This is a genomic window from Bradyrhizobium neotropicale (assembly GCF_001641695.1).
Lineage (GTDB): Bacteria > Pseudomonadota > Alphaproteobacteria > Rhizobiales > Xanthobacteraceae > Bradyrhizobium > Bradyrhizobium neotropicale.
On sequence record NZ_LSEF01000033.1, the window covers coordinates 100,768 to 120,444 of the forward strand.

General features: G+C 63.3%; 18 protein-coding genes. 13 read left to right on the top strand and 5 right to left on the bottom strand.

Annotated features, from left to right (window positions below; all coding sequences use genetic code 11):
• Positions 1-351 (top strand): hypothetical protein, encoded by a 351-nt coding sequence (locus AXW67_RS08605; protein ID WP_063677514.1) that lies wholly within the window; start codon positions 1-3, stop codon positions 349-351.
• Positions 352-361: 10 nt separating this feature from the next.
• Here the strand turns inward: AXW67_RS08605 and AXW67_RS08610 are convergent, their stop codons facing one another.
• Positions 362-571: a hypothetical protein gene (locus AXW67_RS08610; protein ID WP_027551121.1), complete on the bottom strand. Its 210-nt coding sequence runs from the start codon at positions 569-571 to the stop codon at positions 362-364.
• A gap of 106 nt (positions 572-677) precedes the next feature.
• Between AXW67_RS08610 and AXW67_RS08615 the strand changes: the two genes are divergently transcribed.
• Together AXW67_RS08615 and AXW67_RS08620 are read left to right on the top strand one after the other, a co-directional pair.
• Complete coding sequence (locus AXW67_RS08615) at positions 678-1,859, top strand: efflux RND transporter periplasmic adaptor subunit (protein WP_245315487.1); 1,182 nt, start codon at positions 678-680, stop codon at positions 1,857-1,859.
• A complete protein-coding gene (locus AXW67_RS08620; RefSeq protein ID WP_063677515.1) occupies positions 1,852-4,998 on the top strand; it encodes an efflux RND transporter permease subunit in 3,147 nt (1,048 codons plus the stop codon). Before AXW67_RS08615 ends, AXW67_RS08620 begins: the two co-directional genes overlap by 8 nt.
• Before the next feature lie 251 nt (positions 4,999-5,249).
• Here AXW67_RS08620 and pqqA read toward each other — a convergent pair whose 3' ends face one another.
• The 3 genes from pqqA to lanM all read right to left on the bottom strand — a co-directional run bounded on the left by pqqA (position 5,250) and on the right by lanM (position 6,407).
• Positions 5,250-5,330, bottom strand: a complete 81-nt coding sequence (gene pqqA, locus AXW67_RS08625; protein ID WP_008562446.1) for a pyrroloquinoline quinone precursor peptide PqqA — start codon at positions 5,328-5,330, stop codon at positions 5,250-5,252.
• 226 nt (positions 5,331-5,556) lie between these two features.
• A complete protein-coding gene (locus tag AXW67_RS08630) occupies positions 5,557-5,886 on the bottom strand; it encodes a hypothetical protein (protein ID WP_245315489.1) in 330 nt (109 codons plus the stop codon).
• 128 nt (positions 5,887-6,014) lie between these two features.
• Positions 6,015-6,407 (bottom strand): lanmodulin LanM, encoded by a 393-nt coding sequence (gene lanM, locus AXW67_RS08635; RefSeq protein ID WP_063677517.1) that lies wholly within the window; start codon positions 6,405-6,407, stop codon positions 6,015-6,017.
• 188 nt (positions 6,408-6,595) lie between these two features.
• On the opposite strand from lanM, the gene AXW67_RS08640 reads away from it, so the two are divergent.
• From AXW67_RS08640 to AXW67_RS08655, 4 genes are all read left to right on the top strand, one after another.
• Positions 6,596-6,838, top strand: coding sequence for a hypothetical protein (locus AXW67_RS08640; RefSeq protein WP_245315491.1), 243 nt, complete (start codon positions 6,596-6,598; stop codon positions 6,836-6,838).
• Positions 6,839-7,207: 369 nt separating this feature from the next.
• Positions 7,208-8,233 carry an FUSC family protein gene (locus tag AXW67_RS08645; RefSeq protein WP_063677518.1) on the top strand — a complete coding sequence of 342 codons (1,026 nt, stop codon included), beginning with the start codon at positions 7,208-7,210 and terminating at the stop codon, positions 8,231-8,233.
• Positions 8,234-8,332: 99 nt separating this feature from the next.
• Positions 8,333-9,322 carry a Bug family tripartite tricarboxylate transporter substrate binding protein gene (locus tag AXW67_RS08650; protein WP_063677519.1) on the top strand — a complete coding sequence of 330 codons (990 nt, stop codon included), beginning with the start codon at positions 8,333-8,335 and terminating at the stop codon, positions 9,320-9,322.
• A 145-nt stretch (positions 9,323-9,467) separates the two neighbouring features.
• Positions 9,468-9,893, top strand: coding sequence for a hypothetical protein (locus AXW67_RS08655; RefSeq protein WP_063677520.1), 426 nt, complete (start codon positions 9,468-9,470; stop codon positions 9,891-9,893).
• Between the two features lie 261 nt (positions 9,894-10,154).
• Here the strand turns inward: AXW67_RS08655 and AXW67_RS08660 are convergent, their stop codons facing one another.
• The gene (locus tag AXW67_RS08660) at positions 10,155-11,123 is read right to left on the bottom strand and encodes a helix-turn-helix domain-containing protein (protein WP_063677634.1); all 969 of its coding nucleotides are present in this window, start codon (positions 11,121-11,123) and stop codon (positions 10,155-10,157) included.
• 515 nt (positions 11,124-11,638) lie between these two features.
• Between AXW67_RS08660 and xoxF5 the strand changes: the two genes are divergently transcribed.
• The 6 genes from xoxF5 to AXW67_RS08690 all read left to right on the top strand — a co-directional run bounded on the left by xoxF5 (position 11,639) and on the right by AXW67_RS08690 (position 19,200).
• A complete protein-coding gene (gene xoxF5 / locus AXW67_RS08665) occupies positions 11,639-13,441 on the top strand; it encodes a lanthanide-dependent methanol dehydrogenase XoxF5 (protein WP_063677521.1) in 1,803 nt (600 codons plus the stop codon).
• Positions 13,442-13,552: 111 nt separating this feature from the next.
• Entirely contained in the window at positions 13,553-14,044 is a 492-nt protein-coding gene (locus tag AXW67_RS08670; RefSeq protein WP_082907833.1) for a c-type cytochrome, methanol metabolism-related, read from the top strand.
• A 62-nt stretch (positions 14,045-14,106) separates the two neighbouring features.
• Positions 14,107-15,216: an S-(hydroxymethyl)glutathione dehydrogenase/class III alcohol dehydrogenase gene (locus tag AXW67_RS08675; protein ID WP_027551133.1), complete on the top strand. Its 1,110-nt coding sequence runs from the start codon at positions 14,107-14,109 to the stop codon at positions 15,214-15,216.
• A 33-nt stretch (positions 15,217-15,249) separates the two neighbouring features.
• On the top strand, positions 15,250-15,813 hold the full coding sequence (gfa, locus tag AXW67_RS08680) for an S-(hydroxymethyl)glutathione synthase (RefSeq protein ID WP_027551134.1): 564 nt from the start codon (positions 15,250-15,252) through the stop codon (positions 15,811-15,813).
• Between the two features lie 619 nt (positions 15,814-16,432).
• The gene (locus AXW67_RS08685) at positions 16,433-16,885 is read left to right on the top strand and encodes a (2Fe-2S)-binding protein (RefSeq protein ID WP_063677522.1); all 453 of its coding nucleotides are present in this window, start codon (positions 16,433-16,435) and stop codon (positions 16,883-16,885) included.
• 2 nt (positions 16,886-16,887) lie between these two features.
• On the top strand, positions 16,888-19,200 hold the full coding sequence (locus AXW67_RS08690) for a xanthine dehydrogenase family protein molybdopterin-binding subunit (protein ID WP_063677523.1): 2,313 nt from the start codon (positions 16,888-16,890) through the stop codon (positions 19,198-19,200).
• Positions 19,201-19,677: the final 477 nt, after the last annotated feature.

Consider the following 19,677-nt stretch of genomic DNA (forward strand, 5'->3'; position numbering starts at 1 on the left):
ATGAGACGTTGGGGTCTGGCTTTGATCGTCGTCGTGGCATGTGCCGGCGCAGCCGCCGCGCAGAGCAAGGGCAAGGGCATCCGGCTCTGGAATTTGACGGCCGAGACGATCTCCGGATTCCAGCTCTCGCCGGCCGGCAAGACCGACTGGGGACTGAACCAGACCTTGAACGACAAGGACAAGGAGGTCGACCATGACGAGCGGCTGCGGATCACCGGCGTCGAGCCCGGCCGCTACGACGCCAAGGTCAGCTATCCGAGTTCACGGCAATGCATCGTCCGCGACATCGAGATCAGGGCGGACGCGGTGTTCTCGATTGCCGACAAGGATCTGAAGGACTGCACCAAGTAAACGCCGGTGCTCAGGCCTTGTCATGCATGTGCGGATATTCGCAGCGCCACCGCACGGCCTGCCACTTCGGATGCTCGCCGACCCATTGCGCGATATAGGGCGGCGCAGCCATGGCGCATTGCCGCGGCGAACCGGCATAGGAAAATACCAGATGCTGCTCCTCGCACGTCGCCGGCGAAAGCACCGCACACACGGTCACCACCAGGTCAATCGGGTTCATGCTGTGATCCTCTCGCCTCGGCGATCAAGAAACTAGCATAAGAGCTACGTTCCCAGCAGCCGGAAGTTTCAACTCCGTGCGAGACGAAGCGGGAACCTGGCGGGCCATGGCCTCTCACCCAAGCGCGCCGACCTTCGCCAAGCTAGCTGAGGTGAAACCAGCGCCTTGCCGCCAGATCATTTCGTCAATAAGCTGGTTCCCCACAACTGCTAACAGGCTGATGGCTCTCACGGAAACCTCTCGGCGCGGCGTCGCGGTCGCTGTGTGCTTGCTGGCGCTCCTCGCTGGCTCTTGGGCTATCACGGGTCAAGTCCGGCGCGCAGCGGCGGAGCCGCAGCCGGACAAGTCGAATTCTGTCCGCACCGAGCCTTCCCGCGCCGCAAACAGCGACCAGCCAGCGGTCAAGCTTACGCCCAGCCAGCAGGGACAGGTCGGACTCGAAACCTCGGTTGTGGAAGCTGCTCCGCATCCTGAGCAATTCCGCGCATACGGCGCGGTGCTGGACATCTCCCGCATTACGGAGCTCACCAACAGCTACGCCAATGCGCAGGCTCAACTCCAGACAGCACAGGCCAAGCTCGAAGTTGCGAAGAGCGCATTCGACCGGACCAAGAATCTCGTCGACTCCGCCGCGCTCCCAAAAAAGGAAGCTGAAACCGCAGAGGGAACGTTGCGGACCGACAAGGCCGCACTTGCCGCGGCGGAATCGCAGCTCAGGACTCTCGCGGCAACAGCAAAGCAGGAGTGGGGGCCGGTGATCGGCCGGGGAATCGTCGAGCGCTCGCCCGCCGTTGTAAGGCTGATCGAACGCGATCATTTTCTGGTGCAGGTGACGCTGCCGCCTGGCGTGGCCGTCACGGGGCCCCCGGGGACGGCCCTGGCACAAGCGCCGACGCGAAATGCGAATATCGATCTCCGGTACATTTCCCCGGCAACACGCACCGACCCTCGTATTCAGGGATTGAGCTATTTCTTCTCCGCGCCTGGCGATAGCGGCCTGCTGCCCGGCATGAACACCACCGTTTATGTACCGTCAGGCAACACTTACGAGGGCGTGTTCATCGAGGATACCGCGATCGTGCGATGGCAGGGTCGATCGTGGGTTTACCTGCGCGTCAGCTCCGATAGCTTCCGACGGCATCCGATCAGCACGGATCAGCCGGTTTCGGATGATGACTACGTCGTCCGAGACATCCCATCGGGGTCCGAAATCGTAATCCGGGGCGCACAGGTCTTGTTGTCCGAAGAGGCCAAGAGCGAGCTTCGGGGCGGCGATGACAATGACTGACGGCATCGGCTCCAACAGGTCAGGGCCGCAAGCTGCTCTCGTCGCATTCTCCATCCGCTTCCGCGGCATCGTGCTCGCGCTTTCGTTCGCACTGCTGGGCTATGGCCTGTTCACGCTCGGCGAAGCCAAATACGGAGTGTTCCCCGAATTCGCGCCGCCACAGGTCACGATCCAGACTGAAGCTCCCGGCCTCAGCCCGGAGCATGTCGAGATTCTGGTCACGCAACCGATCGAAACGTCGATCAACGGCTTGGCCGGCGTCGAGAATCTGCGCTCGTCGTCGATCCAGGGCCTCTCCGTAATAACGGTCATCTTCCAGCCGCGCAGCGATATCTACCGGGCGCGCCAATTGGTGACGGAGCGTCTCGCGGTCGTGGCCGCGCGGCTGCCTCAGGGCGTTCAGCCGCCGTCGATGACACCATTGACCCCGCTGGCCGGCACAGTGCTGGTCATTGGCCTGACGTCCGACCAACGTTCGCTGATGGATTTGCGCACCATTGCGGACTGGACCGTGGCAAGACGACTTCTGGCCGTCCAGGGCGTGGCACAAGTATCCACTTACGGCAAAGATGTCCGGTCTCTGCAAGTGCAAGTCCGACCGGACGACCTAATCAGGTATCGGGTCGGCCTGAATGACGTACTGGCCGCCGCGCGCAAGGCCACCGGCGTACGGGGCGCCGGCTTCATCGATACCGCCAATCAGCGCGTCACGCTGCAAACCCAGGGGCAGTCTTTGACGCCCGACCAGCTTGCCCGCACCGTTCTTCTGCACGAAGGCGGCGCAAGCGTGGTTCTTGGCGACGTCGCCACCGTCGTGACCGCTCCCGAGCCGCCAATCGGGGCCGCCCTCATCGACGGCGTGCCTGGCATCATGCTCATGGTCAGCCAGCAATACGGCGCGAATACGCGAGAGGTCACCACGCGGGCGGAAGCCGCGCTGCAAGAACTGCGGCCTGGCCTCGAAGCCGACGGGGTACAGCTCCATGCGGACATCTTTCGCCCTGCCAATTTCATCGACGCGGCGACCGAGAATGTGCTCAACGCCTTGTTGATCGGTGGGGCGCTCGTGGTCGTCGTTCTGTTTCTATTTCTGTTCGACTGGCGCACCTCGATCATCAGTTGCACCGCTATCCCCCTATCGTTGATAGCGGCCGTGCTCGCGCTGCAATGGATGGGCGAGACTCTCAACACGATGACGTTGGGCGGCCTTGCAATCGCGATCGGCGAAGTCGTCGATGACGCCGTGATCGGCGTCGAGAACGTCGTACGTCGATTGCGCGAAAATCGCCGGGCGCCGGCGCCGAAACCCGAGGCTCGCGTCGTGCTCGAAGCTTTCCTCGAGGTGCGCACCGCCGTTGCCTATGCGACGTTTGCGGTGCTGCTGGTCTTCCTTCCGGTCCTGGCGCTTTCCGGCATCGCCGGCCGTCTCTTCGGCCCCTTGGGAATCGCCTATATATTCGCCGTGCTCGCCTCGCTCGCGGTCGCTCTTACGGTGACGCCGGCGCTCTCCATGCTGCTCCTCGTCGGGCGGACCGGCGAACAACGCCTGCATGAGCCGCCAGCGGTGCGGTGGTCCCGTCGCTACTACCAGGCCTTGCTGCGTCGTATCGGCCGCTTCCCGAAGCTGGTGATGACGGCGGCCGCAGCTCTCACGATCGCCGGCGCGGCGATGCTGCCTTTCTTCGGCGGGACCTTCCTGCCGGATCTGCGGGAAGGCCATCTGATACTGCACGTCTCCGCGATCCCTGGCACCTCGCTCGACGAATCACTTCGTATCGGCAAACTGATGACGGATACCCTCCGACAGATCCCGGGCATCCGCAGGGTGGCGCAGCATGCAGGCCGAGCCGAGGCCGGTATCGACACGGTTGGTCCGCATTCCAGCGAGTTCGAGGTCGACTTAGAGCCGGGTCTCTCGGGTCAGGCACAATCCGCAGCGGAAGCGCGCATCAGGGCCGCCTTGGCCGACTTCCCCGGGGTTTCCTTCTCGAGCAAGACCTACTTGACCGAGCGCGTGGAGGAGACCGTCTCCGGCTTTACCGCGGCGGTGGTGATCAACATCTACGGGTCCGATCTCGATTCACTCGAGCGCGCTGCGCGCGACGTCGCTCGAGAACTCGACGAGGTCGGTGGTGCCATCGACGTGCAGCAGAGATCCCCGCCAGGGATGCCGCAGGTGAATGTGACGCTTCGTCCGACCGATCTGCAGCGCTGGGGGCTCGATGCTGTCGAAGTGCTCGAACTGATCCGCACCGCCTATCAGGGCGATGTCGTCGGCCAGGGATATGAAGGCAATGCCGTCTTCAATGTCATCGTGATCCTCGACACGCATGCCCGCGCCCGGCTCACTCAGATCGGTGACCTGCCGGTGCGCACGCCGAGCGGAGCATACATTCTGCTGAAGCAAATTGCCGACGTCTACGAAACCTCCGGCCGTTATCAGATCCAGCACCAGAATGCACAGCGCGTTCAGACCGTAACGGCGAACGTCAGCGGACGCGATCTCGAGTCCTTCGTGGCCGCCGCCAAACGCAAGCTGGCCCGCGAGGTCACGTTGCCGCCGGGTGCCCATATCGAATTTGCAGGAGCGGCCGAGGCACAAGCCCGATCGCGGCGCGATCTCATCGTCAACTCTTTGCTGGCTGGGACGGGTATCGTCGTTCTGCTCTCGATGGTTACCGGCCATTGGCGAAATTTGTTGCTGGTGATGATCAACCTGCCGTTTGCCTTTGTCGGCGGCGTGTTCGCATTAGCGTTGACGGGTGGTCTGCTTTCGCTCGGATCGATGGTCGGCTTCGTCACGCTGTTCGGAATTACGCTGCGCAACTCCATCCTCATGATCTCGCACTACGAGCACCTCGTCCTCGTCGATGGTCACGCGTGGGGACCCGATACCGCGATCGAGGGCGCGGCCGATCGTCTTGTCCCGATCCTGATGACGTCTCTCGTGACCGGCCTGGGATTGCTGCCGCTGGCGATAGGCGCAGGAGAACCGGGTCGTGAAATCGAGGGCCCGATGGCAATCGTCATCCTCGGGGGGCTGATCACTTCGATGGCGCTTAGTTTGCTGGTTCTGCCGACTCTTGCGCTTCGATATGCGCGTTTCAAGAGCCGCTCTGAGCGCACGCAAGGCGCTTGACGATCAGGATCACGCTCGCCTCAAAAGCGGCAGCAGCGCTGACCAAGCGTCAGCCTAGCACGGTGCCGAAAGAGCACAGTCGAGATTTTGGTGGAAGAGAGTTGAAGCCCGATCGGGTGTGGCTTTGCATCAACGACAATGCGTTGAATGACGGATCGTCCGGCACAACGATGACGGGCAAAGACGGCCCGAACACTGCCACGGCCTCGATGGTGTTTGCCATCGAAGCCGCGGCAGGTCGTCAAGTGGTCTTACTTGCGCGAAGCGCAGGCGTACATGTTGATTTCCATGCCCACCGGCACTTCCACGATCTTCGGAGCTTTCCAAGCCATTCGGGGTCTCCCAAGGGATTGAGCGCGACATCGCGCGGACGGAAACCTAGGGCTGCATCGCGCACCGCGCAAGCCTGGATTCGAACGCGCAGCACATCCGCGCCGATTCTTCGCAGGCGCATTTCGCTCTCGGACAAGAGCTGTTCCCTCTTGGTCAAACGCGATTAACGAAGAGTGATCTTGTGCGACGCACCGTCGATGTCTCGGCGCGAACCGCGCCTCGTCGTCAGCAGCCCTTGTCCGCGGTTGCTGCGTTCGGCTTGGCACCCTCGGCGCGCTGAGCCGCAGTCGGCTCACCCTGCATCTGCCGCTGCGCATCCTCGGATGATGTCGCCGTTTCACCGCTTGCACGATTCATCGTGCTGGTCGGCGGATGCTTGTTGGTGTCGTTCGCGGAATCGGACGTGTGAGACTGCGCCGAGCCGACCGTGACGGGACCCGACCCGGCGTCCTTATCATTAGCGGCGCTTGTGCTGTTGCAGGGGCCCGCGATGGCTGTGCCGGCGCTCAAAGCGAGAATCGCGCATGCCGCGAGCATCGATCGTTTCGTGCTCATGTGCATCTCCTCTCCTCCTGCCCGTGCCCCCGCGGGGAGGCTCTTGCGGCGAGAACATGTCGCGACGCGCGAGGTTCCGAATGCCGGCATGGAATTGACCCGCCGCCTGTGCGCAGCGGGTCAGCCGTTCATTTCAATAGCCGCAGCAACGCGCGCCCCGCGCGCGAGTTCAGCTCCTTGGCGTCCAGCGTTCCATCATTGTCGGGATTGGCGGCCTTGAAGCGTTGCTCGACCACAGCGAGATATTCATCCAGCGTGAGCGTCCCGTCGTGATCGGGATCGGCGGCGGCGAGTTCCTTCGCCGTCAACCGTCCGCGCAGTTCGCGTGCATCAAGCGTGCCGTCATGGTCGGGATCGAGCTTGGCGAACAGGGCAGCGGCAGCTTTCTTCGCTTCGGCAAGATCGAGCGTTCCGTCATTGTCGGTGTCGAACATCTTGATGACGTTGCCGGATGCCGACCAGACCGGGCCAGCGAACAGAACATTTGTCAACGCGAGTGCAATGGAGCGGCGCGAAATCATCAAAACCTCCCTGGCGGAAAAATCCCGCATCGCGCGGGATCGCGACAACATAAGTCCATTGATGGGGTCCGGTCCAAGCCGAATTCGATGCGGGCGCTCGCACATGCGCAAAGTTGACGGATTTCGGGTGGATCGTTGAGCCAAGCCGTCGCCTTATTGCGGACCATGCTGCATCAGCGAGGCCACCCATGAAGTTCTTGATCCAGATGTCATTGCGCTGCGCCGTCGCGATTTGCCTGATCTCGCCCGCTGCGGCGCAGAGCGGGACTCCTTCCAAACCCATGCCGGCAACGGCCAAGGTCCTGACCGGCAAGGAACGGCTCGGCCCCAAATGGACCGACGAGCAACGCATCGACAATTGCAATGTGCCGCCGGACAAGCGTGGAACCAAGTCGCGCCCGATTCTCTGTCCGGACCATCTGACCCACTAGATGCGCAAGCGCGCGAGACACAACGCATGTCGCTTCATGCCACGGACTTCCGAGGGCAGGATCACCGAGGTCGCCAAGCAGGCCAGCCTCACCTAACTGCCACCGCGAGACCCTGCGGTCCTCGGCGACGTCTGGAGGCAGATCATCCAACGGTGAGGTCTACCTCCGTCATTCCGGGGCGCCCGCAGGGCGAACCCGGAATCCATCTCGCCGCACAAATTGCGGCCCGATGGATTCCGGGCCCGCGTGCTGCGCACGCATCCCGGAATGACGGAGAATGGATTGACGCCAAGCGCAACGGCTTTGGCTAGCTCGCCCGCGCCCGGAACCGTATGATGCGCGCCGTTTCATCGACGATCTGGTGCAATCGTGAACCCGCCGACCGTCCCGCCCGCTGCACGCCTCGGAGATTTCCTGTCTCGCGAAATCAAGACCGGCGAGCTTCTGCGAGCACTGGTCGTGGTCGGCCCGATCGTGGCCGCTTATTTCCTTACGCGCGAACCGGCCCTGTTGAACCTCGGACTGATCGCGGTTTCGCTGCTCATTCCCGCGCTCAAACTTCGGCTGCCGTCGAAGATGGTCGCATTGCACTACCTCAGCATTCTCCTCACCTTTGGCACGCTGTTCCTCGCGGCTCCGATCAAGCCGCTGTTCGTCGCGTTGACAGCGCTCGCCGGCTTCCTTGCCGTCGCGGTGACGCGCTATGGAGACAATTTGCGCACGCTGGGCAATTGGGTGTTCATCCCGGCCGTCTATCTCGCCTGCGAGGTCCGCGAGGGGGTGAGCGCTGCGGAGGCGCTGCGTCATGCAGGCATCATCGTCGCGACCTCACCGGTTGCGCTCGCGCTCGTCTGCGGCGTCCGGATTTACGACCAGCGCCGAAGAGGCGATGCCGTGGCATCCTCCTATGGACCGCCCTCCGCCGAATGGTTCCTGCCCGCGGCCGCAACCGCCATGGCGGTGTTCGCCGCGGCGGCGCTTGTCGAGCTGCTGGATCTCGCCCAGGGGCAATGGGTGATGTGGTCGGCGGCAAGCGTCATCGTCGGAGATCTCTCCGCCTCCACCGGCAAGCTGAAGCAGAGAGCGATCGGGGCGTTCGTTGGTGTCCCGTTCGGCTTCCTCGCGGGCTTCGAACTGCCGGTCGGCCGGGCCGGCTATGCGCTCGCGGTTCTCGGCGCGACCCTCACGCTGATCTCATTCTCGCGCTACATCGTCGGCTTCGGCCTGCGTTGCTTCTTCATCGCTCTTGCGGCCTCATTCGCCGGAGGCGCCAGCGGCATAGCGGAGGAGCGCGTCGCAAACGTGATCACGGGCGGCGCATTCGGCCTCATCGCGGTCGCCTTGACGGAGATCGTCTGGCTGCGCGTCCGGCGGAAAGCCCGTTCGCCTGGATAATGCCCGGCGCGTCCTCGAATGCGCCAATCTGTCTCGCCTCTCGCTCATGGCAGAGGCCGCATGATGCAGTACCCTCGACAACAATTCAGGGAGGGAGTCATGTCCGCGAAACTCGATCGCCGCCACTTCGTTGCCGCCGGCGCCAGCGCTATCGCGATGCCTTTCATCACGCGCAGCGCATCGGCGCAAAGCCCATGGCCGTCACGGCAGATCCGCATGATCTGCAGCTACCCTGCCGGCGGACAGACCGACCTGCTCGCGCGCGCATTCGGCGAGTTCATTTCCAAGCAGACGGGAAAGACCGTCGTCATCGAAAACAAGCCCGGCGCCTCAGGTGCGATCGGCACGGCAGAGGTCGCGCGTGCAGAGCCCGACGGCCACACCGTGCTGTGCTCGATCTCGACCACCTACATCATGAATCGGGTGGTGATGAAGAATCCCGGCTACGACATGGACAAGGATTTGACGCTCGTCAGCGTCATTCCGGGCGCCGGCCTCTTGCTGGTTGCGAACCCGAAAACCGGCATCAAGACGCTGGACGACTTCGTCGCCTTCGCGCGCAAGAGCGGCAAGGTGAATTTCGGCACCTATAGTGCGGGCTCATCCCCACACATGACGATCAACGAGCTCAACAAGCAGTATGGCCTCAACGTCGAGCCGGTCCACTACCGGGGCGAAGCCCCGATGTGGACGGGCATGCTGGAAGGCACGCTCGATGCCGCGATGGGCAGCTACACCGCCGCGCAATCCGTCCTGCAAAGCGACCGCGGCACCGTGTTCGCGGTTCATTCGAAGAAGGTCGACGCGATCCCGAACATCAAGACTCTCCCCGAGCAGGGCGCGACGTCAAAGTTCTTCACCGCGAGCGGCTTCACCGGCTGGGCGGTGCCGAAGGCGACGCCGCAGCCGATCGTCGACCGGCTGGCCGAACTCTGTGTCGCCGCCAACAGCGATCCGAAAGTGAAGGAGGTTCTCGGCACGTTCGTGCTCGAACCGGCGCTCGGCTTCAAGGAGACCAATGCCCTGTATCAGCGCGAGTTGCCGATCTGGATCGAGAGCGCGCAGTCGCTCGGACTGGAGCCAACCTGACCCCCGGATGCGCTAGCAGCCCTTGTCGGGCGCTCGCATCCGACCAAAGCCTAGGTCGAAGACGCACACGCGTTCTAGTATAATGCACGCCGACCTGACAACCCTTGCGTCAAGCCCCCCGGTCCGGACGAGAAAGGCCGATCGCATGACACCGGACGGCGTCACTGTGGCCACCATGATCATCCTGCTTTTCCCGATGGGCTATTTTCTGCTGTCGTCGCCCGCCTTCCTGCTGGTGAAGCTCGACATCCGGCCCGTCGCCCTGCTGTTGCGCGGGCAGTTCAATGCCTATTTCCTGATGTTGAGCGTTGTCGGCGCAATCGGGACGGTGGTTTTCGTCGTGACCGGTCGATTTGCCTTCGCAATCGGTCCCGCCCTGATCGCGGCTTTCGCGATCTGGGGACGCCTCTGGTTTCTGCGACAGATGGATGACCAGCTCAGCGCCGGGGGCGCGGGCGATGCCAATGCGGCGCGTCGGTTACGCTGGCTGCATTGGGGCGGGATGCTGACCAACGCGGTCCTGGTCGTCGCTCTCGTGACCAGCATTCCCTACGTTGCTCCGTCGACCTGAGGCAAGGCGCACATGGCGATTGTCGGGTCTCGCGCCGCCCCCCACTTCCGTCACTTGCCGCGCCCTCAAGCTCGAAGCTCCGCGCGTCAGCTCTTCCATTGAGTGTAAGCATGCACATTGGCGCCGGAGTCCCCTGAACGGTCAGGGCCGCTTCCTTTTGGCGGCCTTGCCCCTGGCCGATCCGGCGCCTCGCCTTCGCGCCAGTTCCTCGAACGACCAAGCATCGGAATGTCCTGCAAGAGGGCTGCGCCCCCTACCCGCCTAGTGCTCTTCCGAGGAAACGGCGCTCTGTTGCCCCTTGTGGATCGACGACGGCACCACGCCGAAATACTTCCTGAACACCCGGCTGAAGTGCGATGAGCTGGAGAAGCCCCAGGAGAACGCGACGTCGGTGATGGTCTTGCCGCCGTGGGCCTCGAGCTCCTGCCGGCAGTTCTGAAGGCGCGCCTGCCAGATATAGTCGCTCACCGTGGTGCCGCGCTCAGAGAACAGCATGTGCAGATAGCGCTTGGAGCAGCCGAGCTCCGTGGATATCTGGTCGATGCACAGATCCGGATCGCGCAGATGCTCGCGAATGAAGAACTGCGCGCGCACATACATGGCCTCGGGCCCGACCCGATCGAACATCGTGTCGGCCTCGCGCAGCGGCAGCAGCAACAGATCGATCAGCGAATCGGCGACGCCGACCGCGCTGTTCGCCGACAGCTTCGCCGCCTCGTCGAAGGTCGCATGGACGAAATCATGGGCGATCCGCCCCGTTCCCGTCTTCGCCGACAGCTTGCAGGCGGGCATCCGCTGCGAGGGGAAACCGCGATCGCGCAACAACGACTTCGGCACGATCACCACGTCGTGCCGCGTGAAGGCGGGACTGATAATCGAATGCGGGCAGGACACATCATAGGCGATGATGTCGCCCGGATTGAGCTCGATGTGGCGGCCGTCCTGCTCGAAATAGGACACGCCGTAGGTCTGGAAGTGGATCTTGATATAGGGATGCTCGTTCGCCTTGGCTCGCGCGAGCGTGTGCGCGACGCGATGCTGGCTCACCTCAATCTGGCAGAGCTTGAGGCGCGAGACGGTGGTGTAGTCGATACGGCCCTCGAGCGAGGACGCTTCCAGCGGATCCACGTCGAAGTAGCCGCACAGGCTCGTCAGCCCGTCGATCCAGCTCTGGATCTGCTTCTTCGGCGTCAGTCCGGTCGTCGAGAGCGTGTGGATTGTGTCGGACATCATCCAGCCAACTGGTTTCACCCGGAGATACGATGCGAATCGCGACCGGTGCCGCTGGGTGCCCTCTGTCGTGATTGCGCGACGTTTACCTCGAATTTGGGCGGTCTTTTGGGGCAAGCGCTATGCCCCACTGCCATCCTTAAGAATAATCCTCCGCCTTAGTTGCACCGCCGTCAAGGGGAACCTGAGCGCCAAAGGCCGCGGACAGGCGTCGCGGAAGCCGCTGAATTCGCTACTGCAAAATCAAAAACTTCGCATCCGTGCGCTGTCGAGCAAAGCAGCTTCCCTCTTGGGCAAGTTTCCCGATTATGAACCGGTTAGGGAATGTGGCAGGAACAACAAGAAACGGGCTGCAGACGAAACGCGGACCCGTGGCTCATACCAGGAGGAGGAAACTCACAGCATCGTTTCTGGTCCCAATCGTGACCGCCCTGCACGAGCAGACGCTGGACGTCAATGCCCAGCGATTTAGCAATGCTTTGGAAACAATAAACGAGCCCTAGGAGGAATAAACTATGCGCAAGGTGCTACTGGCGACCTATCTTGGCTCCGCGGCGGTTCTCGCCGTCGGCAGCGCGTCAGCCAATGACGAGTTGAACAAGATGTCGCAGAACCCGAAAGACTGGGTGATGCCGGCCGGCGACTACGCCAACAGCCGCTATTCCAAACTGAACCAGATCAACGCCCAGAACGTCGGCAAGCTCCAGGTCGCCTGGACCTTCTCAACCGGCGTGCTGCGCGGCCACGAAGGTGGGCCGCTGATCATCGGCAACGTGATGTATGTCCACACCCCGTTCCCGAACAAGGTCTACGCTCTTGACCTTTCCAACGAGAACAAGATCATCTGGAGCTACGAGCCCAAGCAGGACCCGAACGTCATCCCGGTGATGTGCTGCGACACCGTCAATCGCGGTCTCGCTTTCTCCGACGGCAAGATCTTCCTGCACCAGGCCGATGACATGCTCGTCGCGCTGGATGCCAAGACCGGCAAGCAGGTATGGGCCGCGAAGAACGGCGATCCCACCAAGGGCCAGACCGGCACCTCGGCGCCTCTGGTCGTCAAGGACAAGGTGCTCGTTGGCACCTCCGGCGGCGAATTCGGCGTTCAGTGCAGCATGACCGCCTACGACGTCAAGGACGGCAAGCAGGTCTGGAAGGCCTATTCGGAAGGCCCGGATGACCAGATCCTGTTCGACGACAAGACCACTGCGCTCGGCAAGCCGGTCGGCAAGGATTCGAGCCTCAAGACCTGGCAGGGCGATCAGTGGAAGATCGGCGGCGGTTGCACCTGGGGCTGGGTCTCCTACGACCCCACCCTCGACCTGATCTACTACGGCTCCGGCAATCCCTCGACCTGGAATCCGAAACAGCGCCCGGGCGACAACAAGTGGTCGATGACCGTCTTCGCGCGCAATCCGGACACCGGTTTGGCCAAGTGGGTCTACCAGATGACGCCCCACGACGAGTGGGACTATGACGGCGTCAACGAAATGATCCTCTCCGATCAGAGCATCAATGGCCAGGCGAGGAAGCTGCTGACGCACTTCGATCGCAACGGTCTCGCCTACACCATGGACCGTGCCACCGGCGAGCTGCTGGTCGCCGAGAAGTACGATCCGAAGGTGAACTGGACCTCCGGCGTCGACATGGACAAGAACTCGCCGACCTATGGTCGTCCGAAGGTGCTCGATGCAGCTTCGACCGAAAAGGGCGGAGAGGACCACAACACCAAGGGCATCTGCCCGGCCGCGCTCGGCACCAAGGACGAGCAGCCGGCGGCCTACTCGCCGGACACGCAGCTGTTCTACGTACCGACCAACCACGTCTGCATGGACTACGAGCCGTTCAAGGTCAGCTACACCGCAGGCCAGCCCTATGTGGGTGCGACGCTGTCGATGTATCCGCCGCAGGGCGAGACCAACATGGGCAACTTCATCGCCTGGGACGGCAAGACCGGCAAGATCGTCTGGTCCAACAAGGAGCAGTTCTCCGTTTGGTCCGGTGCGCTCGCAACCGCCGGCGGCGTGGTGTTCTACGGCACGCTCGAAGGCTACCTGAAGGCAGTCGATGCCAAGACCGGCAAGGAGCTCTACAAGTTCAAGACTCCCTCCGGCATCATCGGCAACGTCACGACCTATGAGAACAATGGCAAGCAGTACGTTGCCGTGCTCTCCGGCGTGGGCGGCTGGGCCGGCATCGGTCTGGCGGCTGGTCTGACCGATCCGACGGCCGGTCTCGGCGCGGTCGGCGGCTACGCGGCGCTGTCGAACTACACGGCTCTCGGCGGTACGCTGACCGTGTTCTCGCTGCCGAACTAACGTCGACTCGTATCGTCCCGGCGCGTGGATCAACTCCACGCGCCGGCTCGTCTCCACCGAACGCGTCCGAGGAAAACTCACTTGCGTAGAATCTGCTCTGTCATTGCTGCGATGATGTTCGTCGCGTCCGGAGGAATTGCCGTCGCGGACGGCTCGGGTGACCCGACCGCCGTCAAACAGAACGAAAGTGGCGAATGGTCCGATAAGGAGGGAAACCCGACCTACAAGGTCAGCGACGGATCCGTGGACTGGTACACCTATTCCGGATACCGCCGCTATCACTCCGAGTGCCATGTCTGCCACGGCCCTGACGGAATGGGCTCCACCTACGCTCCGGCGCTGAAGGATTCGCTCAAGACCATGAGCTACGCCGACTTCCTCGGCGTCGTCGCCTCCGGCCGCAAGAATATCTCCACGGCGCAGGAGAACGTGATGCCGGCCTTCGGCGACAATCCGAACGTCGCCTGTTACATGGACGACCTTTACGTCTATCTGCGCGCCCGGGCCAATGACGCCTGGGGCCGTGCGCGGCCACCCAAGCATGAGGACAAGACGCAGGCATACACGGCGGCTGAAGATGCCTGCATGGGCAACAAGAAGTGAACGTTTGGAGTCTGACCGGGACTTAAATCTCGGCATCTCCGTGAAGATCTGAGGAGTTTACGATGAAGACACGTGCAGCCGTCGCTTTTGAAGCGAAAAAACCGCTTGAAATCGTCGAGGTCGATCTGGAAGGCCCGAAGGCCGGTGAAGTTCTGGTCGAAATCAAGGCGACCGGCATCTGCCATACCGACGCCTACACGCTCGACGGCTTCGACAGCGAGGGAATCTTCCCCTCGATTCTGGGCCATGAGGGCGCGGGCATCATCCGCGAGATCGGCCCCGGCGTGACCTCGGTGAAGCCGGGCGATCACGTCATCCCGCTCTACACGCCGGAATGCCGGCAGTGCAAAAGCTGCCTGAGCCAGAAGACCAATCTCTGCACCGCGATCCGCGCCACCCAGGGCAAGGGCGTGATGCCTGACGGAACCAGCCGCTTCTCCTACAAGGGCAAGCCGATCTACCACTACATGGGCTGCTCGACGTTCTCGAACTTCACGGTGCTGCCGGAGATCGCGGTGGCGAAGATCCGCGAGGACGCGCCCTTCGACAAGAGCTGCTACATCGGCTGCGGCGTCACCACCGGCGTCGGCGCAGTCGTCAACACCGCCAAGGTCGAGCCGGGCTCCAACGTGGTCGTGTTCGGCCTCGGCGGCATCGGCCTCAACGTCATCCAGGGCGCCAAGATGGCTGGCGCCGACAAGATCATTGGCGTCGACGTCAACGACTCCAAGGAGGAATGGGGCCGCCGGTTCGGCATGACCGACTTCGTCAACCCCAAGAAGATCACGGGCGACATCGTCCCGCATCTCGTCAGCCTCACCGACGGCGGCGCCGATTACACCTTCGACTGCACCGGCAACACCACGGTGATGCGCCAGGCGCTGGAAGCCTGCCATCGCGGCTGGGGCACCTCGATCATCATCGGCGTCGCGGAAGCGGGCAAGGAGATCGCCACCCGTCCGTTCCAGCTCGTCACCGGGCGCAACTGGCGGGGCACCGCCTTCGGCGGCGCGCGCGGCCGCACCGACGTGCCGAAGATCGTCGACTGGTACATGAACGGAAAGATCCAGATCGATCCGATGATCACCCACGTGCTGAAGCTCGAAGAGATCAACAAGGGCTTCGACCTCATGCACGAGGGCAAGTCCATCCGTTCAGTCGTCGTGTTCTAGCTCTCAGACATCCCACCCAAGGAGGATCGACCCATGACTGTTGCACTCCATCCCTCGATCGACAACGGCGTCAAACAGGGCAGCGGCAGCTTTGCCGGCGGCACGCTGGTCTGCAAATGCAGTGACCACCCGGTCAAGGTCAGCGTGAAGGGCGACGTCGCCCACAACCATGCCTGCGGCTGCACCAAGTGCTGGAAGCCGCAGGGCGCGATGTTCTCGGTGGTCGCGGTCGTGCCGCGCCAGAACGTCTCCGTGCTCGAGAACGGCGACAAGCTGCAGATCGTCGACCCGTCGGCGGTGATCCAGCGCTATGCCTGCAAGGCCTGCGGCACGCACATGTACGGCCGCATCGAGAACAAGAACCATCCGTTCTACGGTCTCGACTTCATCCATCCCGAGCTGTTCCAGGAACAGGGCTCGGCCGCTCCCGGCTTCGCCGCCTTCGTCTCCTCGGTGATCGAATCCGGCGTGAAGCCGGAGCAGATGGCCGGTGTGCGGTCGCGGCTCAAGGAGCTCGGGCTCGAGCCCTATGACTGCCTGTCGCCGCCCCTGATGGACGCGATCGCGACCCACGTGGCCAAAGCCAAGGCCGCCTGAGGCCGCCAGACGCTCGCCACGCCCGTCCGGCCGCTGGTCCCGACCATCACCAGCGCGCCGGACGGCGAGGCTCCCAAGATTGCGGCGGCGTGGTTCCGCCCCTTCGTTTGATGCGCCTGCGAGGGCCCTCTGCTCCCTCAGTCCTGGTCTTTGAATGACTGCGCAGTGCCGCCGACTTCCTGCTTGAAGTCCGCGTCCTGCGCTTCTCCCTCCCTCGACTGAGGCATCCTGCTTCGTCCGCGCAGTCCCTCTGGCGGACGAAGCTTTTTTTGTCGCGCAACCTGCCGCTGCAAAAGCTACGCGCAGCATCGCCGCCCTGCTTTTGCCAAACCGCGGATACAATCTCTTCACGTCAAGCACACCCGGCTGTGAATGCCGGTCCGGCCCGATCTCTGATAAGAGTCGCGGCGTGACGATGCCGCGCCAAATTCAATCAAATAAGAACAAAACGGGAGGTATCGAGCACATCCAGACATCGCCAATCGCATTCCGACCTCCTCCCGGGACCTGCCCGCGCGGGGACAACAGGCTGGATGCGGGCGAGACGACACACGGACCATGGCGTCGACGACGTCGGCGCAATCAAAAATCGACAAGCTTATGAAGAGCGAGGACGATCATGATCAAAATAAGGATCAACGGCCAGGAACAGAGCTGGGACGGCGACCCGGATCTTCCGCTACTCTGGTTCCTGCGCGACGAGGCCGGGCTGACCGGCACCAAATTCGGCTGCGGCCAGGCCTTGTGCGGCGCCTGCACGGTCATCGTCGACAAGGAGGCCGTGCGCGCCTGCATCACATCGATCAACGACGTCGCGGGACGCGAGGTCACGACGATCGAAGGGCTGCATCCCACCGGCGATCATCCCGTCCAGAAGGCCTGGCGCCAGGTCAACGTTCCCCAATGCGGCTTCTGCCAGGCCGGCCAGATCATGCAGGCCGCCGCGCTGCTGATGGAAAATCCAAAACCGTCGCATGAGCAGATCCGCGAGGCCATGGCGGGCAACATCTGCCGCTGCGGCTGCTACCAGCGCATCGAGAACGCCGTTCATCTCGCATCGACGGGGGTGTGATCATGAATTTCATCGACAATCCCCGGAAGCTTCGCGGCTTCGAAAAGCACATCAAGGTCGAGAAGGTCTCCCGCCGCAGTATCCTGAAGGGTCTCGGCGTCACCGGCGGCTTCGTGCTCGCCGCGCCCGTGATGACGCGCCAGGCCTTCGCCTATGAGACCGGAGCGGGAAAGATGCCGCACGGCGTCGTGGTCGATCCACGCGTCTTCGTCGCGGTCGCGCCTGACGGCATCGTCACCATTCTCGCCCACCGCTCGGAGATGGGCACGGGCGTGCGCACCAGCCTGCCGCTGATCGTGGCCGAGGAGATGGAGGCCGACTGGTCCAGGGTCAAGGTCGAGCAGGCCCATGGCGACGAGGTCAAGTTCGGCAACCAGGACACCGACGGCTCCCGCAGCACGCGGCACTATCTGATCCCGATGCGCCAGATCGGCGCGTCCGCCCGCATCATGCTGGAGCAGGCCGCGGCCAAACGCTGGGGCGTGCCGGCTGCCGAGGTCAAGGCCGTCAATCACGAGGTGGTCCACAGCGCCAGCGGACGCAAGCTTGGCTACGGCGAGCTCGCGGCCGATGCCGCCAAGCAATCGGTGCCGAGCATCGAGGGCCTCAAGCTGAAGGACCCCAAGGACTTCCGCTACCTGACCAAGGGCCGGATCGGCATCGTCGATCTCCACGACATCACGACGGGCAAGGCGCGCTACGGCGCCGACATACGCCTGCCCGGCATGAAATACGCGGTCATCGCGCGCCCGCCGGTGACCGGCGGCACGCTGGTCTCGTTCGATCCGGACGCGGCGTTGAAGGTCCCCGGCGTCGAGAAGGTGATGAAGGTCCGCGGCTGGCCGTGGCCCTCGAAATTCCAGCCGCTCGGCGGCGTTGCAGTGATCGCCCGCAACACCGGTGCGGCGATCAAGGGCCGCGACGCGCTGAAGCTGACCTGGGACGACGGCGCGAATGCCAAATACGACTCGGTCGCCTACCGCAAGGAGCTCGAGGACGCCTCGCGCAAGCCGGGCCTCGTCGTGCGCCAGGAGGGCGATGCGGATGCCGCGCTGAAGAGCGCCGACAAGGTGATCGTCGGCGAGTACTACATCCCGCACCTTGCCCATGTCAGCATGGAGCCGCCGGTCGCGGTTGCCGACGTCAAGGACGACAAAGCGGAGATCTGGGCGCCGGTTCAGAGCCCGGGCGGCACACGCGAAGACGTCGCCAAGACGCTCGGTATCCCCGAGCAGAACGTCACGGTCAACGTCACGCTGCTCGGCGGCGGCTTCGGCCGCAAGTCGAAATGCGACTTCGCGCTCGAAGCCGCACTGCTGTCGAAGGAGCTCGGCACGCCGGTGAAGGTGCAGTGGACGCGGGAGGACGACGTCCAGCACGACTTCCTGCACACCGTCTCGGCCGAGCGGATCGAGGCGGGGCTCGACAAGAACGGCAAGGTGATCGCCTGGCGCCACCGCAGCGTGGCTCCCAGCATCGCATCGACCTTCGCCGCCGATACCGTTCACCAGGCACCGTTCGAGCTCGGCATGGGCCTCGTCGACATGCCCTTCGAGATCGCCAACATCTCCTGCGAAAATCCGGAAGCGGCCGCGCACACCCGCATCGGCTGGTTCCGCTCGGTGTCGAACATCCCGCGCGCCTTCGCGGTGCAATCAATGGTCGGCGAGATCGCGCATGCGACCGGCCGCGATCAGAAGGAGACGCTGCTCGCGCTGATTGGAAGCCCGCGGATCGTCAAGCCCGCGGTGAAGGACCTCTGGAACTATGGCGAGCCCTATGACAGCTACCCGATCGACACCGCGCGCCTGCGCAAGGTGGTCGAGCTGGTCGCCGAGAAGGGCGAATGGGGACGCCAGGTGCCGAAGGGCCACGGCCTCGGCATCGCCGTGCACCGCAGCTTCGTCAGCTACATCGCGACCATCGTCGAGGTGGCCGTCGACGACAAGGGCAAGCTGACGGTGCCACGGGTCGACACCGCCATCGATTGCGGCACCTATGTCAACCCCGAGCGCATCGCCTCGCAGATCGAAGGCGCGGCGATCATGGGCCTCGGCCTCGCCAAATATGGCGAGATCACCTTCAAGGACGGCAAGGTGGAGCAGAAGAACTTCGACGACTTCCAGGTCCTCAGGATGGACGAGGCTCCGCTGATCACCAACGTCCATATCGTGCCGCCCGGACCCGACACGCCGCCGAGCGGCGTCGGCGAGCCCGGCGTGCCGCCCTTCGCCCCGGCGCTGATGAATGCGATCTTCGCCGCGACCGGAAAACGCATCCGCGCGCTTCCGATCGGCAAGCAATTGGAGGCGTAAAGCGCGTTGAGCGCTTTAGGTTAGAGCAACCTTCCCCATCCGATGTGCCCTCTCCCCTTGTTGTGGGAGAGGGCAGTGACGCTGAAAGACACGCACTCGGCGCTCTCTTGCCGCAATCCCACGTGGCATATCTCCGTGCCGTCCAGTTCTTCTCGCCGCTTCCTGAAATCGACTTCGGTGCGCTTGGACAGGAATACCGCCGACGCAGCCAAGAACGCAGCACGCGTGCTCTCGAACGTTTTCGCTGTGCCCGACATGCACCCGCCGGCACGTGACCCAGGATAGAAGCTGCAGCGCCATTGCCATGGATCACTCTCAGTCGGATTGCCGCTGCGCAGGCCGATGCTGCCGACCTTGGACATCGCCGTAATGGGATCAGCCAGCTTTCCTGTCAGACGTCGCAGTCACGACGACGGGCGAGATGAGTCATGGTCGAGCGCCGCGTGATACCGCTGGCAAATTGTCAGTGGGTTGGGG